Source organism: Xenorhabdus sp. KK7.4, assembly GCF_963876465.1.
In the GTDB taxonomy this organism is placed as follows: domain Bacteria; phylum Pseudomonadota; class Gammaproteobacteria; order Enterobacterales; family Enterobacteriaceae; genus Xenorhabdus; species Xenorhabdus stockiae.
In genome coordinates this window covers 32,496-49,907 of record NZ_CAWNQF010000057.1, presented here as the reverse complement: position 1 = coordinate 49,907, position 17,412 = coordinate 32,496, and the positions used below count along the sequence as shown (strand labels likewise).

15 protein-coding genes are annotated in these 17,412 nt (G+C 41.4%); 9 read left to right on the top strand and 6 right to left on the bottom strand.

Annotated elements, in window-relative coordinates:
* Positions 1-2 precede the first annotated feature (2 nt).
* Positions 3-1,127 carry an NAD(P)/FAD-dependent oxidoreductase gene (locus AACS90_RS05830; protein WP_099122080.1) on the top strand — a complete coding sequence of 375 codons (1,125 nt, stop codon included), beginning with the start codon at positions 3-5 and terminating at the stop codon, positions 1,125-1,127.
* Between the two features lie 84 nt (positions 1,128-1,211).
* On the opposite strand, the gene AACS90_RS05825 is transcribed toward AACS90_RS05830, so the two are convergent.
* Positions 1,212-2,132 carry a LysR family transcriptional regulator gene (locus AACS90_RS05825; protein ID WP_193757200.1) on the bottom strand — a complete coding sequence of 307 codons (921 nt, stop codon included), beginning with the start codon at positions 2,130-2,132 and terminating at the stop codon, positions 1,212-1,214.
* A gap of 122 nt (positions 2,133-2,254) precedes the next feature.
* Between AACS90_RS05825 and AACS90_RS05820 the strand changes: the two genes are divergently transcribed.
* The 3 genes from AACS90_RS05820 to AACS90_RS05810 all read left to right on the top strand — a co-directional run bounded on the left by AACS90_RS05820 (position 2,255) and on the right by AACS90_RS05810 (position 6,205).
* Positions 2,255-3,442, top strand: a complete 1,188-nt coding sequence (locus AACS90_RS05820) for an MFS transporter (protein WP_099122078.1) — start codon at positions 2,255-2,257, stop codon at positions 3,440-3,442.
* Between the two features lie 172 nt (positions 3,443-3,614).
* Positions 3,615-5,099, top strand: coding sequence for an ABC transporter ATP-binding protein (locus AACS90_RS05815; RefSeq protein WP_206601843.1), 1,485 nt, complete (start codon positions 3,615-3,617; stop codon positions 5,097-5,099).
* 116 nt (positions 5,100-5,215) lie between these two features.
* A complete protein-coding gene (locus AACS90_RS05810; protein WP_099122077.1) occupies positions 5,216-6,205 on the top strand; it encodes an aldo/keto reductase in 990 nt (329 codons plus the stop codon).
* 78 nt (positions 6,206-6,283) lie between these two features.
* On the opposite strand, the gene AACS90_RS05805 is transcribed toward AACS90_RS05810, so the two are convergent.
* Positions 6,284-9,289 (bottom strand): non-ribosomal peptide synthetase, encoded by a 3,006-nt coding sequence (locus AACS90_RS05805; protein ID WP_099122076.1) that lies wholly within the window; start codon positions 9,287-9,289, stop codon positions 6,284-6,286.
* A gap of 278 nt (positions 9,290-9,567) precedes the next feature.
* Here AACS90_RS05805 and dkgB point away from each other — a divergent pair, with 278 nt between their 5' ends.
* Positions 9,568-10,374, top strand: coding sequence for a 2,5-didehydrogluconate reductase DkgB (dkgB, locus tag AACS90_RS05800; RefSeq protein WP_099122075.1), 807 nt, complete (start codon positions 9,568-9,570; stop codon positions 10,372-10,374).
* A gap of 67 nt (positions 10,375-10,441) precedes the next feature.
* Here dkgB and AACS90_RS05795 read toward each other — a convergent pair whose 3' ends face one another.
* The 4 genes from AACS90_RS05795 to AACS90_RS05780 are packed head-to-tail and all read right to left on the bottom strand — an operon-like array spanning position 10,442 to position 15,025.
* Entirely contained in the window at positions 10,442-11,722 is a 1,281-nt protein-coding gene (locus AACS90_RS05795; protein ID WP_099122074.1) for an HlyD family secretion protein, read from the bottom strand.
* Positions 11,715-13,148 carry a TolC family protein gene (locus AACS90_RS05790; RefSeq protein WP_099122073.1) on the bottom strand — a complete coding sequence of 478 codons (1,434 nt, stop codon included), beginning with the start codon at positions 13,146-13,148 and terminating at the stop codon, positions 11,715-11,717. Before AACS90_RS05790 ends, AACS90_RS05795 begins: the two co-directional genes overlap by 8 nt.
* On the bottom strand, positions 13,141-14,349 hold the full coding sequence (locus tag AACS90_RS05785) for an ABC transporter permease (protein ID WP_099122072.1): 1,209 nt from the start codon (positions 14,347-14,349) through the stop codon (positions 13,141-13,143). Before AACS90_RS05785 ends, AACS90_RS05790 begins: the two co-directional genes overlap by 8 nt.
* Positions 14,342-15,025, bottom strand: a complete 684-nt coding sequence (locus AACS90_RS05780; protein WP_241538244.1) for an ABC transporter ATP-binding protein — start codon at positions 15,023-15,025, stop codon at positions 14,342-14,344. Before AACS90_RS05780 ends, AACS90_RS05785 begins: the two co-directional genes overlap by 8 nt.
* Before the next feature lie 413 nt (positions 15,026-15,438).
* Between AACS90_RS05780 and AACS90_RS05775 the strand changes: the two genes are divergently transcribed.
* The 4 genes from AACS90_RS05775 to AACS90_RS05760 all read left to right on the top strand — a co-directional run bounded on the left by AACS90_RS05775 (position 15,439) and on the right by AACS90_RS05760 (position 17,390).
* Complete coding sequence (locus AACS90_RS05775; RefSeq protein ID WP_099122070.1) at positions 15,439-15,708, top strand: LCI fold-containing protein; 270 nt, start codon at positions 15,439-15,441, stop codon at positions 15,706-15,708.
* Positions 15,709-15,982: 274 nt separating this feature from the next.
* On the top strand, positions 15,983-16,276 hold the full coding sequence (locus tag AACS90_RS05770; RefSeq protein WP_099122069.1) for a hypothetical protein: 294 nt from the start codon (positions 15,983-15,985) through the stop codon (positions 16,274-16,276).
* 237 nt (positions 16,277-16,513) lie between these two features.
* Positions 16,514-16,801 carry a hypothetical protein gene (locus tag AACS90_RS05765; RefSeq protein ID WP_099122068.1) on the top strand — a complete coding sequence of 96 codons (288 nt, stop codon included), beginning with the start codon at positions 16,514-16,516 and terminating at the stop codon, positions 16,799-16,801.
* A gap of 292 nt (positions 16,802-17,093) precedes the next feature.
* Positions 17,094-17,390, top strand: a complete 297-nt coding sequence (locus tag AACS90_RS05760; RefSeq protein ID WP_099122067.1) for a hypothetical protein — start codon at positions 17,094-17,096, stop codon at positions 17,388-17,390.
* Positions 17,391-17,412 lie beyond the last annotated feature (22 nt).

The following is a 17,412-nucleotide window of genomic DNA, read 5'->3' as shown; positions in this document are numbered from 1 at the left end:
CAATGAAAGAGAATAGAATTGTTATTGTTGGTGCAGGTTTTGTCGGTGCAACACTGGCATGGTATTTGTCTAAGCACTATTTATCTAGTGGCGACAAAGGAAAAATTATCCTTATTGATAAAGGCCTGTTAGGTAACGGTGTAACTAAACAGTCCTTCGCATGGCTAAATGTTTCTTATGGCAGGCCCGGCGCTGACCGTAAACTCAGGCAACAAGCACTGAATGAGTGGCATAAGCTGGATCAACAGACAAACGGAAAATTAAATGTGAATTGGTCTGGTGCTATCAGTTGGCAAGAAACTGAATATGCAACCCGTCAATTTATTGATGATCATAATAAATCGGGCTTTAAGATTACAGCTCTGACAAAAGATGAACTTCTGATGCTAGAACCGCAACTTTCTTCCTATCCCGATATTGCAGCTTTTGCAAAGGAAGAAGGTGCGGTCGATCCTATTCACGCAACGCAATTTCTTTTGCAGGAAGCCATAAACAACGGGGTGACTTACCTGCCAGAAACAGAAGTCACCTCCATTAACCATAATGGAAAACAGATCACTGGTGTGACAACGTCACAGGAAACCATCCATGCTGAACAGGTAGTGCTAACAGCGGGTGTCGGTACTATTTCTCTGATGGAAACACTGGGAGAAACCGCTTACCTGTATTCCTCCCCTTCTATCATTGTGCAATATCAGCATCAGGCTAACATTCCTTTTGTACGTCATATTATTTCAACCCCCGATTTAGAAGTGCGCCCGGTATTAGGAACAAGGCTGCTTGCAGCAGAAGATTATATAAGTGATCAACCGGAGCATAGTGCTATGTGTATTGCTCAGAAAGCCCTAACTCTCATAAAGGAGTCTTTTATAGGAAGTGATAGCTTATGTTTAGAACAGGCTTCCGTTGGTATACGTCCAATGCCAGATGATGGAATGCCGATCGTTGGAAAAGTGGCTGATTATCAAGGGTTATATATGATCAGTATGCATACAGCAATTACACTTGCACCATTGATATGTCGGCTTGCACAAGAAGAGATTATAAATGGAACTGAACAGGCGGAATTAAAACCCTTCCGGATTGCCCGTTTTGTTCCTGAAAACAAGGGTGCAACCAAAAAGTAACGTTGATTATAATTTGTTGTTCTTAAGCCATGAACAATAATATTTAGTGTTCTTACCCAAATATAGCTTAAACATAAAAGTGAGCTACGGTCTATCCCAAGGGGGTGGTTGCCATTGTTCAACTAAAAACTCGACAAAAGCACTTACTCTAAGAGGCACTGGAGAGCGTAATGTGCGTACCACATGTATAGGTTTTTCTGGTTCAAACCATTCAGGCAGGACATGTATTAATACTCCGCTACGTAATTCATCAGCAACGTCCCATATTTCGCGTAATGAGATACCCAGCCCTGCTCTACTCCAAGCGCGCAGGGCACTGCCATTATCGCTGCGCAGGTTTCCATTGACTTTCACATTCTCAATTTTTACGTCTTGTCCACAATGTCTTAGTATCCAGTGGTTTTGGCGTAATCCAGGGTAAGTAAACAGCAAACACTGATGCTGGCACAATTCTTCTGGATGTACAGGTGAACCATGTTGATTTAGGTAGCTTGGTGAAGCAACCAAAATACGGCGACTATCGGTCAATCGACGAATAATGAGTTGGGAGTCGTTCAAATGACCAATGCGTATAGCTAAGTCTATATCATTTGAATAAATATCGACGATTTGATCGCTTAAGCGTAAATCGAATTTTAATCCAGGATGGCATTCCTGAAAGATGGCAATCAGTGGAGCAATATAGCGAGAACCAAGTGACACAGGAGCGGTGATACGAAGCATTCCAGATAACGTTTCTGTTCCTTGTTGAGCAATTTCCACTACATTATCAAGCTGTTCTAGTGCTGAACGCACTCGTTTCACTATAGCGCACCCTTCATCAGTGATACGTAATTGGCGTGTGGTACGATCAAATAAACGAGTACTGAGTGCTCGTTCTAGTCGTGCGATTTGCTTACTTACAGTCGCTGGTGCTAAATCTAGTGCACGAGCCGCAGCCGAGAATCCATTGCAATCCACCACTTTCAGCAAAACAACCAAGTCATCAAGATTTCGTATCTTCATATATTCCATATCGCCACAAGTATTTTAACGAATTGATTCTTTATTGGAATAAACAGTGTACCTATGATGGCGGTTAATTTTCAATATCCCGCCTTAGCAGGTGCTATTAAGGAATGATTCTTATGCCAGTAATTATTTACATGTTTACACTTTGTTCCTTTTCCATAGGATTTACTGAATTTGTTACTATCGGATTGGTTTCAGCCATCTCGGATGATCTTCATATTAAAATAACATCAGTAGGGCTGGCAGTAACTGCCTATGCTCTTGGTGTTGTTATTGGTGCTCCAATTCTTACCGCGTTGGCTAATAAGTGGAGTAGGAAAAAGTTGTTAATAACAGCAATGTGTACTTTTGTCATTGCTAATCTTATTGCAGGAATATCATATAATTTACCCTTATTATTAACCGGGCGTTTATTATCAGGATTTGCTCATGGCGTTTTTATTGCTGTCGCGGCTGGTGTAGCCATTAGATTAGTTCCGGAAAATAAGTCTGGAGCAGCTATTTCACTTGTATTTGGAGGAGCTACCATAGCAATGGCGTTTGGAGTCCCTTTTGGGACTTGGTTGGGAAATATTTTTCATTGGAAAATTATTTTTTTAATGCTGAGTTTTTTGGGGCTAATTGGCACAATGGGCTTAATAAAATTAATGCCGCCTGAGAAACAAAAATCTGTTAATGTAACTAAAAGTCTATCTAAAGATTTAGTTGTGATCATCAACCCTCGGTTACTAGGTACAGCATTAATCCCAATGGTTTCATATACCGGCATTTTTACATTATATACTTTTATATCTCCTGTTCTTCGTGACATTACAAATATAAATGCGACAATGGCCAGCCTGCTTCTTTTTACATTTGGCATTGGTGCGGCTATCGGTAACTACATTGGTGGGGTATTAACAGATAAGCTAGGAAATAATAAGGCTTCTTTAACTATGTTATTGGGATGCGTAATGGCACTTTTACTCATCGGGTTATTTTCAACAAATGTCATTATAATTTCAATATTAATCACTTTACTTGGAGTAACAACTTTCGGTGCCATTTCACCATTGCAATCAAGAATAATTGATATAGCTAAAATATATACTCCAGATTCAATTGATACAGCATCTGGAATGAATATTGCCGCATTTAACACAGGAGTAGTGTGTGGTTCTTTATTTGGGGGGTTAACAGTTAATTATTTAGGTTTAACAAGCCTATCATGGGTAGGAACAATAATAACATTTATATCTGTTGTTATTTTAATTGCCCAAATGAAATTAAGTGGGGTTAATCGGGAATTTAATTTCTCTGATTAATATTTATGGTAATTGAAAATAACTAAAGGTAAGTAGACTTTCTGGTCTGTTTTACCTTTATTTCAGGTTTAACTTGGGTTTTCTAAGGAGTAGGCTACCCTACTTCTTAGAAAGCATCAGGCCTTTTGGAAAAAGCACTATTAATTGAGTGAAAACTTGGATAATAAAGTTTATGGATAATTTTAACGACTACGAAAAACTTTATGGGCATTTGCAAACACTTTCTCTTGCCTTTTTTACTCGAACTCGAACCGGCGAAATTCAATCAAGTATCGCCAGTGACATTGGCGGACTTCAATCTGTCGTCAGCAATACAGTGACCGAAATCATCCGTAATGCCACCATTACCGTAACCACCGCCATCGCAATGCTATTGCTGGACTGGCGACTCGCCCTGTTCTCCTTTGCTGTTTTGCCGCCATCACTCTGGCTAAGCCACAAAGTCGGCCTTATACGTGAACGCCTGACGCATCAACAACAAGATGGTCATGCAGATATGTCAGCTATCGTACAAGAAACCCTATCAGCGCCGGGCATTATCCTGTCGCGTACTTTGGCACGCAGTTTTTTTCTGATCCAGCGTTTTGAAAAAGCATCGTCCAAAACCTTACATTTAGAAGTGCGTGCACATACTGCCGGTGAGTGGTCATGGTCGGTGATTGAACTCCTACTCGGTGCGATGCCAGCGATGACATTACTATTGGGCGGTTTGCTGATTGGACAAGGTGTGCCAGTTACCATCGGTACGCTTGTAGCCTTGATCGCACTACAGGAACAATTGTTATGGCCCTTAGAGAATTTGTTGGAAAATTCGGTCAAACTGCGCACGACACGGGCACTATTTACACGTATTTTTAAATACTTAGACACCCCTCCCGATATTGTAGAGCCTGCTCAGGTTCGAGATCTCAGTAATGAAGGTCCACGTGGTCACGTCCGATTTGAAAACGTCAGTTTTAGCTACGATAGTACTGACATGTCAAGCTTATGCAATGTGTCAATAGATATCCCGGCAGGGAGTCATGTAGCTATAGTCGGACCGACAGGTGCAGGTAAAAGTACCTTCGGTTATCTATTGGCCCGACTCGTTGATCCGAGTCAAGGTCGGATTACCATTGATGGCATTGACCTTCGAGAGATGAGCTTTGAACAACTTGCCAACGTACTCGGCGTAGTCACACAAGAGCCATTTCTCATGAATACGAGTATCGCAGAAAACTTACGCTTTGCTTGCCCAGAGGCCAGTGATGAGGATCTTGTTGCGTCCGCGCGTACTGCACAAATCCATGATTTAATCGTCTCGCTGCCTGAAGGTTATCAGACCAAGGTTGGTGAACGTGGCTATCGCTTTTCAGGCGGAGAAAAACAGCGCCTCGCGCTGGCTAGGACGATCCTGCGTAACCCGCCAATTCTGCTGCTTGATGAAGCAACCAGTGCGCTTGACAACACAACCGAGAAGGCAATTTCTCTCGCTTTGGCACAAATGGCATCCGAACGTACAGTCATCTCTATTGCGCACCGTCTCTCTACTATTCGTCATGCGGATCAAATATTGGTGCTCAAGGATGGTCAGTTAAAAGAATGGGGAACCCATCAACAGTTGGTCGAAAAAGATGGCATCTATGCAGAGCTGTTACGTACCGCTGAGCCAACCTAAAATTCAATTTTCAGATGATGAGCTGCCTAAGGGTTGTAGGTCATTTAACAATTGTTGGCCATAATTAAATTGTTTGAAAAATATTCATTACCCATCATTGAAATAAGGAATTATTTATGAAAACTCGCATATTAGGTAATAAAGGCCCTAAAGTTTCATCCATTGGACTTGGATGTATGGGTATGAGTGAATTTTATGGTGCTACAAATGATAAAGAATCAATTTCAACGATTCACCATGCTATTGATCTGGGTATTAACTTCTTCGATACAGCTGATATGTATGGACCTTATCTCAATGAAGAGCTCATCGGTAAAGCCATCAATAAAGTCCGTAACAAGATTGTTCTGGCAACTAAGTTCGGAATCATTCGGGATCCAAACAATGTAACAGGACGAGGAGTTAACGGCTCAAAAGAGTATATAAAACAATCTGTTGAAGGGAGCCTTCGCAGGCTGAATACTGATTATATCGATCTGTATTATTTGCACCGTGTAGATCCACAGACTTCTATTGAAGAGACAGTCAGCGCTATGGCTGAGCTTGTCAAAGAGGGTAAAATTGGACATATCGGTTTGTCTGAGGTGTCTGCATCAACTCTGCACCGTGCGTACGAAATTTATCCCGTTACCGCAGTTCAAAGCGAATATTCTCTCTGGACACGTGATCCGGAAGAGGAAATTATTGCAGCATGTAATGAACTCAATGTGAGCCTAGTCCCCTACAGCCCACTTGGCCGTGGCTTTCTTACCGGTTCATTAACAAATATCAATCAGCTTTCTGAAGATGATTATCGCCGTACCAGCCCTCGTTTCCAGGGAGATAACTTCAACAAAAACCTCGAACTGGTCAACATTGTTAAAACACTCTCTCATCAAGTTGGATGCACACCGGCACAGCTTGCACTTGCTTGGGTTCTTGCTCAAGGCGAAAACATTGTCCCTATTCCGGGCACCAAGCGTAGAAAATATCTTGAGGAAAATGTGAAAGCAGTAGACATAAATATTCCACAAGGCGTGTTGGATGAACTCTCCAGTACATTTTCACAAAATATGGCTATTGGAGATCGCTATCCAGATGTGAGTCAAGGTCTTCTGAATGGCTAAGGATAATTTTCCTTTTCAAGTTAAAACGCTGAACGGGGCTGTGTTATATAGCCCCGTTTATGCTTCATCAGAAAAATGTTAGTTGGGAAGATAATAAGTAAGATATTTTGAGAGTAGCTCTTTTCCCATCGGGGTGAAATGCACCGAATGTCCTGCATTAGCCAATGCCAGGCTGGTATTTCTGGAGTCGTAAATTGGCATATTTTCGCTGACTTCCCAGCGTGTTAACTGCTGATAGACACGCTCAGAAAGCATCGGCAATAAGGGTAACAGCGCGTTGTCGTGCAAGTGAGGGTCAGAAGTTAGTTTGGAGACCCACTCATTATAAGGAAGTGATTGCAGCGGAGAACCGTGACATTCTTCCAGAAGATGAAAGAACTTATCAACACTAACGGATTGTTCTCTTTCCGGAGGAACAAGGTGGTAAACCTGTCCCAGATTCTTTGTATCCGCAGCGATAGTTAAGAGCGCAGCACTGACATAGTCAACAGGAACAAATTCTTTCCACTGTAGTGGTAATTTCGGGCAGGCTCCGATAGCAATACATCCCATTATCAGGCGCGCAACAAAATCATTCGGGTTACCGACACCGCGAACACTATCCCCCATAATAAAACCAGGCCGATAGACAGATAATGGGATACCTAGTTCCCGTGCCTGCAACATCAGTTGTTCAACAACCCACTTGCTTTGTGCGTAGCCGATATCGTATTTAAGACCTTCAATATAAGGTATAAGGCTATCATTCTCGTAAACCCGAGGTCTCGCGTTCAATAATCCCACCGGACCAAATACGGCTATCGTTGAAGCGTAATGCACCGCTTTGGCTTGACCTTGTGTGGCAAAACGAAGAATGTTCAGTGTGCTTTCAATGTTAGAGGCTCGCTGGATGCGATAAGGATGAATATAGTTAACATTCGCTGCCAGATGAAAAACCACATCACATGTATTAGCCAATTCATGGTGGAGTTTGTCACTTAACCCTAATTTTGATTGGGATAAGTCACCCGCGATAGCTTTAATACGTCCTGCAAACGAAGGTTCCCATAATCCGTACTTGGAGAGCGTACTTTCAATACGTTGAAATGCCGTATCGTTGTCTTTTGCCCGAACGAGACAAATTATATTTTTTATATTCCCTTTTATCTTCTTGAAGGTGAGCAGTTCACGTAAGAAAAATGCCCCAAGAAAACCGGTCACACCCGTCAGAAAAATGGTGGGACTGGCAAGCTCTGCCCAGTTTTGAGGTGCTTCAGGTAATGGTTTGATATCTGCTGGAAGTTGCCCATCGTATAGCCATTCCTTAACTTCATCATCCAATATAGGAAGCGTGTTTCCTTGTGAAATAATTTTGGCAAGCTGTCGAAGGTTTGGTACTTCGTAAAGGGTCTGTACCATAAAATGCTGGTTGAATTGGCGGGCAAGTTCAATCACAAGGCGCGCGGCTTGCAAGGAACTTCCTCCTATCTGAAAGAAATTATCATCAAGGGAAATCTCGCTATGATTCAGGATCTTGCTCCAGATACGAAATACTGCATACTCGGTATCATTAAAACCTGCCGGACGTTCCTCTGATGGTGCCGGTTTTTCCAGCAAAGCCATTAATTTACGATGGTCTGCTTTTCCGTGCGGTGTCGTCGGAATATCTTCGATGACGAAAATACGGGGCAGCATATATGCAGGAAGATATTCCTCCAGTTCATGTATAATCCGTTCTTTATCGAACGTTTCGGGTGAAAGCGGTACAACAAAAGCGGCAAGAAAATCGTCTTCACCTTCGTGATCTTCGTGTTTCACAGCACAAACTTTGGTCAGTCGGACTTCTTTACTTTCCAGAAGACGAACTTCTATTTCTTCCAGCTCGATACGATGACCACGTAATTTCACCTGACTGTCCATACGGCCAGAGTACATAAAGACACCATCGTCACGCTGCCAGCTGAGATCGCCCGTTTTATAAAGCCGTATTGGCTGGGGATATCCGGGAATAGAAACATGCACGAAGCGATCAGCATTCAGCTCATCCCGGTTCCAGTAACCTCGTGAAAGCCCCTCTCCACCGAGATAGAGCTGCCCCAAATTGCCGGGTGCCAGAGGTTTCATATTATCGTCTAAAACAAATGCACAGGTATGGTTTATGGGGCTTCCGATAGGAACGCTACCATCCACCAGATCTTCCAGCCTGATATCGTGTGAAAGCGCAAATATGGTACTTTCAGTTGGGCCATATCCATTAAGAATATGCTGGGGCGGCGCGCCTGCTTCCAGAACAAGTTTCACCGTGTGAGCATTGAGCGCTTCTGCCCCTATCACAAGATAGCGAATTTCACGGAATGCCTGAGGGTATGTTTTTGCTATCAGATTGAAAAGTGTTGCCGCAACAAAAACAATAGAAATTTCTTGGTTCGTCAGTTCAGACTGAAAATATTCGATGTCCAGCACATCTTTTTTGGGAGGAATGAAAGCTGTTGCACCATTGAGCAGCGTTCCCCAGACCTCAAACAATGATATGTCGAATGTGGAGTTGCAGGTACAGGCTATGCGGTCTTCCGGAGTGATATTTATATATCCCGCATCGACAATCACTCGCATGATGCCTTTACTCTCAACCTGTACCCCTTTGGGTTTACCGGTTGTACCAGAGGTAAAAAGTACATGAGTTCGATGAGTTGGGGCCAGACACGCAATATCGGTATCAGCTAACTCCTCTCCCGCTGCAAGCAAATTAGAAAATGAAACGAATGTTGTTTTTAACTGGGAAAATTTCTCTGGAGAATCGGTAATCGTCCACTTCACAGCCAGATCTTCCAGCATATCGTTTAAGCGTGCCGGAGGGACATTTGGATCAAGAGGTACACAGCTTCCACCAGCCATCAGAATAGCAATCTGACTCGTAATTTGTTCTATGCCAGGAGGCAACAAGATGGCAACAGGCACTTCATGGGTTATTCCGAGAGATCGCAGAGAGCCTGCGATTGTCGCTGAATGCAACTTAAGAGTTCGATAACTAAGTTCTTTTTCAGGTGTGAAAATAGCGATTTTTTCCGGATAATTCTGGACCTGTTTTAGGAAATGAGACAACATGCAACCCCCTACAAGGCGATGGGATAATTTTATTAATTAATTCGATAACATGTTAAAACTATCACTTTATGTGATTATTTTAATCATGAACGTTGTCTCTTTCGAATACAAGCACCTCTACGATGCTTTATGCTTTTCATCCTTTTTTTGCGACGCATTTCAAAAAATTATATTTTTTCTAATTAAAAAATTAATTGAGAAAAATTTATGAATAATTCTCTTTTTAAGGGATAATTTAACCCGTAATCACAAATATCAAATACTATACGAGGTTGATTATGTCTGTTCCCGCATTTGGATTAGGTACTTTTCGTCTGAAAGATGATGTTGTTATTGCATCAGTAAAAAATGCTATTGAATTAGGGTATCGAGCGATTGATACCGCACAAATTTATGAGAATGAAGCAGCAGTGGGTCAGGCCATTAAAGAAAGTGGCGTAGCCCGTGAGGATATCTATATCACGACTAAAATCTGGACTGATAATATGGGTGCAGAGAAAGTGATACCGAGCCTCAAAAAAAGTCTCGCTAAATTAGGCACGGATTATGTTGACCTGACATTAATTCATTGGCCGTCGCCAAATAATGCGGTTAGTCTTGAAGAAACAATGAGTGCGTTACTGGAAGCGAAAAAAATGGGCCTGACACGCGAAATTGGCGTTTCAAACTTTACCGTTGCTCTGATGCAACAGGCTATTGATGCGGTAGGTGCCAAAAATATCGCAACTAACCAGATTGAAGTTTCCCCCTATTTGCAAAACCGTTATGTAACCGACTGGGCGAAAGAGCACGGAATCCACATCACTTCTTATATGACCCTTGCGTATGGCAAAGTGCTTCAGGATGAGGTTATCGGACGTATCGCAGCAAAACATCAGGCGAGCCCCGTTCAGGTTAGTCTGGCATGGGCAATGGAATTAGGTTATAGCGTAATCCCATCTTCAACTAAACGTGAAAATTTACAAAATAACCTGAAAGCGACGGCGCTAAAACTTGATGCAGAAGATATGGCTGCTATAGCCACCCTTGAACGTAATGAGCGAATCGCTGATCCGGAAGGTTTAGCCCCTCAATGGGATAACTAATTATCCCCGTATCTGTCTATATATTACAGCCCAATAACGGGCTGTTTATACTAATGAGCTTCATTTTTCAGGGAGACAATGCAATAAATCCTTTTTCCAGCCCATGAATTTCTAATCCTTCCGGCATAGCCTCACCGACCGTTATCTGGCGGGAAGTTGCCTGACTTTTTAAATCCGGGCGCCAGTTTACGCTCAAATTCCCATCATTGTCGCGTGACAGTGCTTTTTCGGGTATCACCACTCCCTGTTCATTGTGATAAATAACGATACTGACTTTAGCGCTCATACCGGGCCTGATGAGATAATTCGTGTTTATAGGTGATGTCACTTTGATCACAACATCATAATAAACTGCTGTTCCGGGCTGATCGTTGCCTGAGCTTTGCATAGCGATAGTTTCAATTTTTCCATCCATAGAATAGCCAGAAAACCCTTCGCCGCTGATTTTGACAGGTAGCCCTTCCTTTAGTTTGACGAGATCCGCTTCTTCAACTTGCGCTAATACCTGAAACTGAGTTGTATCCATAATTTCCAGCAAAGGCATGCCTTCTGTGACCCGCACACCTGTCTGAATTGCGAATGATTTGCCCTTTTCTCCCTGCTGTGCCTTGAGGATGACACCAGAAAATGGTGCTTTTATTTCCTTATTTACGTATTGTTCCTGTAACGCCTGATAACGGCTTGTGGCATTTTTAAGCTCCATTTCTGCCACTTGTACATGACTGACACTGCCTTTTTGTCGGGTAGATATAAGATCATCCTTCGCTGAAGCAAGTTCCGTCAGTTGCCGACGAAGTTGTTGTTCAAGGTTTTCAACTTCCATTCTCGGGACAATTCCCCGTGAAAAAAGCGCCTGTGTTTTTGCCAGATTATTTTTAAGCTCCATTACCATGTGGTTCGCGTTTTCGACGTTCCTTCTGGCCCGAATGACTTCCTGACTGTTTTCCCAGTCCCGTAATTCTTCAACCGCAGAGGAGGCTTTAATCATTTCCACCTGAGCCTGTCGAATTTCTATTTCAATTTTTCGGGTATCAAGCGTGACTAAGGTCTGGTTTGGGGAAACCTGCTGCCCTTCTTTAACCAGAACCTGTTGGATAATCCCCTCAAATGGCGCAGGGATAGTTTCAAGGCGTCCGGACTGAAGTTTACCTACCAAGTCCAGTCGTTTTTCTATCGGAGAGGGATTTATAGCAATCCACTGTACAGCGTCTTGAGCGGGAGATTTTTCTGAGGATAACCCCCCTGAAGAAAATAAAGCCCAAAAACAGACGATAGCCGCCAGCACACCCGTGATGACCCACCGATAACGCCTAATCATGGAGTAGTTAAAAACTGAGTGTTTATTCATTAATCGTTATCTCCCAGCTTTCCAGTGTTGTACCCAGAATTTGATCCAGTTCAGCCTGAGCATTAAGGTACTGGATAAGCGTATTCAGGCGGGCATTTTCCGCATTTCTCAGGTCAGTTTCAAAACTCAGTACCTGAAAGTTACTGGATCGCCCCGCCTGTAATTTTTCCTTTTCGATTTCAAGTTTTTGTTGCGAAAGTGAACTGGCCTTTATGGCCAGCTGATATTCCTGCCAGCGTGATTCAGTATCACGGATGGCATTCGTTACTCTCTGCTCCAGATTGATTCTGGCTTCTTCCAGATATAATGCCTGCTTCTGAACATCGACTCTGGCCTGAACTTCCGCTTGTTGTTTTGTCATATCCCCGATTGGGATATCCAGTTGGATACCGATATAATTTTCCCAGTTTCGGGTGTCAGCAGAAGAGGAACGATACTGGGAGGTTCCGCCAACCAGTGATAAATCCCAGAGTTGGTTATCTCTGGCCTGCAATAACTGAATATCGGCGGTTTTTGCAGAAAGTAGCTGAGTAAGATAAGCCGGCTGTTGAGCTTGTGCCTTTTTAATTGATTGTTCGACATCCAGCCTGACATAAGTCCCTTTCAGAGTATCTGTTGCATGGATAGGCGTTTTGAGGCTCAGAGCCAGTAGCTTCAGGAGTGTCAGTTTTGCTGCATGAACATTATTTTCAGCCTCTTTTGCTGAGAGTTCCTGCATCGCCAGATCTGCCTGTGTCTGTATGATATCTGTCTGAGCCATTCGGCCCGCATCAATCAATTCCTTATTCGTCTCAACCAGTTTCTGCATACGTTTAAGAGAAGCGGCAGACAAAGCCTGTTGCTCCTGCGCACGGAGTAACGCGTGATAGGCCAGAATAATTTGTGTAATGGACTCGGAAATTGTTGATTTTAAATTCAGACGGTTAGTTTGTTCCCGGAGTTTTGCCAGTAAAACCGGTGCATTATTCACATCTGTTCCGGCTCCTCGTAAAAGAGGCTGTATCATAGTAATACTTGCGCCATCATTGTGAAGGCTGCTTATTCCTGACTTATTGTGCTCACGCGCCCATGACAGAGTGAAACGTGTCCCCAGAGGGGTGAGTAATGTGGCGTTAGGAGACAGACTGGTTTTGCTGAAATTCTCTGCCTGATTTTTACCCGTAATATAACGCCCGCTCAGTTGCAATTTTGGGGTGAACCGGTCTTCAGCTACCCGTAAATCAAACTTCTGAGCGATACGATCCAGATAAACACTACGAATGGCATAGTTATTCCGTAAACCCAGCGATATAGCATCACTCAACGACAGGCCGATGACTTCTCCGGTATTTTTACGATCCAGACTGGAATCAGATTCAGAAATTCCTGCCTGGGAAAAACAGAGAAACATCGTCAGAACACCATAAATGAAATACTTTTTAATCATCGCGTAATGCCTGTACAGGTTCCATTTGTGAGGCTTTATGAGCAGGATAAAAGCCGGAGATAAGCCCCGCTATAACGGCACTTCCTATTCCTAAAGGGATGGATAGCGGAGCCAGAGAAAATGACCAACCGGAGTAAAGGACAAAAAGGAAGGCAACGATAATCCCCACTAAAGTACCAAGTATTGCGCCGGTAAAAGTCAATACAGCCGCTTCATACAAAAACAGGCGTCGGATATCCTGTGCTCTTGCCCCCAAAGCCATACGCAACCCTATTTCTTTTCGCCGGGCAGAAACATTCATCAACATCACATTAGAAATCGCAATTCCGCCAGTCAGCAGTGAGATACCAGCCAGCCCGATCAACATAAAAGTAAAGGTTTTACCCTGCTCCGTCTGCCCTTGTAACAACTGCTGAGCAACGCGAACGTCAATTTCAACCTCGGGAAACTTATTCTTAAAAAACGCAGACAAACTTTGTGCATCTGCTTCTATTGTGGCGATTGTGGCTGAACGGGAAATCAGGCCATTCAGCTGAGCATGTTGTGATATTTTACGCATGGCTTCGAGAGGAACCACGACAACGGAATCCAGAGAAAAAGGAAAAATAGGGTTTTGCCCTTTTGTTTCAAAAATACCAATCACGGTATACAGATAATTACCAAGCTGAATCTGCTTGCCAAGTATTTGGGATGTATCTTCTCCCGCGAGAGAAACGGCGACATCATTGCCCATAACCAGATAAGGAGAGTGACGATCATAATCGGAGATAAATCGCCCATGCCGCAATTGTAATAACATAACTTCCTCAAGTGCGGCCGTGGAGCCTATCAGGGTAAAATGTTCTGTTTTGCCGTTATAACGCACAGGAGAAGAATAATAAATCCAGGGTGCTGCGGAAGATAGACCGGGAATAGCCGTTTTCAGTGCGTCTATTTTAATGGCTTCGCTATCAATGCCATGATTGTAAGAATAGAAATTGGTTGTGATCACATTAATATCCAGCCCGCTGAACATCTTCAGCGCTGCAATGGTCGCATTATGCCCCGTATTCAGAAAGGCCACGACAGATGCACAACCAATCGCAATCCCGGATAAAGCAAGCAAAGAACTTTTCCCCGTAGCCATTAAATTACGCCAGGCTTCCCGCCACATCATAAATACTGACATGCCATAATTATTAGGCTGGCTTTTATCATGCATGCGTTGTCATTCCTCTGATCTCATGCAACTGACCATCACTCATACGTAATTCGCGCTGCATATGATTTGCTACCATCGCATCATGGGTTATTACAACCAGAGTCATCGCATTGTCTGTGTGAAGAGTGGAAAGTAACGATAAAGTTTCTTCTGCTGTTTGCGGATCCAAATTGCCGGTAGGTTCATCAGCCAGCAGCAATGAAGGCTCTCCGACTAATGCTCTGGCAAGTGCGACACGTTGTCGTTGACCGCCAGATAAATCTGCCGGGTAATGGCTTTCTCGATGTGAAAGCCCGACCAAACCCAATTTTTCTCTGGCAATTTTATGAGCCTGCGAAGCTGAAATGCCCCGATAAAGCAGCGGTAACGCGACATTTTCTGTCGCTGTCATTCCGGCTAATAAATGAAAACTCTGAAATACAAATCCGATTTCTTTATTGCGCATTCTGGCCCGCACATCAGCTTCTGCTGATGACATATCAACGCCACAAAGAAAATATTCTCCAGAAGTGGGTTTATCCAGCAAACCCAGAATATTGAGCAAAGTGCTTTTACCAGAACCCGATGAACCTACAATAGCGCAACTCTGACCTGCATAAATCTGTGCGGTAATATTTTTCAGAATAGAAACCTGCCCCTCTTCTTCATGTTGATAAACACGAGTTAGTTTTTGCATATTAATAACAGGTGATATCGGTTCTGGAGAATGAATAAAATTTATTACAGCACCCATTGTTTTTATAATATTCCTCACATCTTAATAACTAAATTAATATTTTTTAGCCTAGCCATGAATATGTTAAGGAAGTAATGGTCAAATAACAACATAAAATAAATAGAATAAATATCAGCCAATTTGTCTTATTGAGGTGATAGATAATTTAATTACCTACCGTTAGTAATAGTGTTATTATGATGCATCATAAATCATGACAATGAGAATTAGTTTTATAATTAAGCACGAAAGGTATAGGCAATGTATAAATTTTAAAATTGCTACTCTACCTAATGATGATTTAGATTTATCTTGCATTATCAATTGTAATTTAATCGACGCCTTAAATTTAATATTACTATAGGAGTAATTTTATGATTAAGAAGTTGTTAGCAACAGCGACACTGATAACAGGTTTTTTATTAAGTGGTAATGCTATGGCATTAAATAAATGTCAGGTTGATAATGTACCAAAGCATATTGAAGGAAATCTTTATCAGATGTTTGTCGTTAATCCTACAGATAACTTTGCAAATACTTTTGAAAGATTTGGAATTAAATGGTATTTTAAAGGTAAAATTGGGCAGTGTGAATATCATACAGGAAGACCGGCTTATCAAGCTTATTATCAAGGAAGAAAATAGCTGAATTACACAAAATAATAATGATTCTAAAAAACCCGTTTTTAAAAACGGGTTTTTTAGAATCATTATTAATCATAACCAATTGGTATTATTGTTTAAATATTAATTAACTTAACAATTAGACGATTAAAAATATAAAAACACACACTGTATCTAAATTTTGCAATAGTAAAATCCGATGATCATAGCTTACATTTATCGCTCATTATAAAATGTGATTTTATGAATTATAAACTTAGACCATAAACTGGAAAACCATTAAAGGAATGTTTTGATGTTAAAAAAATTATTAATAGTTGGAGCATTAACAGCAGCATCTTTCGGTGGAATTGCAACTGCAGCAGCTGAAAACCTGTGTCCAAGTGAATCTGTATATATTTCTACAAAGCCGAACTACGCCCGAGTAGTTGTTAAACCGAACCGAAATTTCCCTCAAGGATTTATACAGAAAAATACGCTGTATGGAGATATACAATGGTTTTATCAGGGGCCTCAGTTTAGCTGTGTAGATAAAGCAGGAAATACAGCTTGGGCTGCTGTGTATATTGGTAATAGTGTAAGAAATTAAAACCCTATCCAAAACCCCCTTTCTCGAAGGGGGTTGTAAAAAATATTTTTTATTTCCATTTCTGATTCATTTAAATGAACCTTCATAAAAATTCCAAACTTCTAATATAAAATAAAAACATACACCGTTTATAAATTTTGAAATGGTAAAATCCTCTGTTAGTCATTTACATTTACCGCGTATTATAAAATGTGATTTGATAAGTAATAAACTGAAAAAAATTAAAGGAAGGTTTTTATGTTGAAGAAATTCTTCGTGGGTGGAGCATTGGCTGCAGTTATTTTATTAACTGGCGGAATTGCAACTGCATCAGCAAACAGCACAGATATCCCTTGGAATAATTGCCACTCATCTCCTATAGAGTATAAAAATGGCGTATATACTAAATACCTAGTAAAAGATGGAATTGTTTTCCTTGATGTGCGCAATGAAGATGGATTCAAATGGCATTTGAAAGGATTTAAAAAATTATACGTTTGTGGAATGAATGTTTATGTTGGAAAATATGAAGGTGTAAAATCATAGGTAAGCCCTATCGTTACAGCACTTCAGAATGCTAATAAACCTCGTTAATATAACGGGGTTTTTTGATTTTGTTATGAATAATTATATTTGGTTATTTTATTTCCCAATCTTATTTGCTATTTTTTAACCACTCCAATCTCAAATTTAATATAAAAACATATACTGTTTCCAATTTTTGAAATAGTAAACTCCTCTTATGATGATTTATATTTATCGCATCTTATCAAAGAATATTTGGTAAGTGATAAATTTAAATAAAAAGTTATTATAATGTTAAATTAGAGGTTTTATTATGTTTAAAAAATTATTAGTAGGCGGAGCATTGGTAGCTGGTCTTGCATTAACTGGCGGAATTGCAACTGCATCAGCAGCAAATAAAGATTTTACCTATAACGACTGTTATAGCTCAGGTAGAACTTATACTGGTACAAATGGAACAGTATATGTTGTGTATGAAGTGCGTAAGAATCACATTTTTGAAAGCGTATTCACAGATGGAAAAATTCAGTATCATTTGCAAGGCATAAAGCCGGTAGCATCACATTGTGGTAAAGGCTATGTAGGTTACTATGAAGGCAAAGAAATATAATATTTCCCCAAAAGCCTCTAAT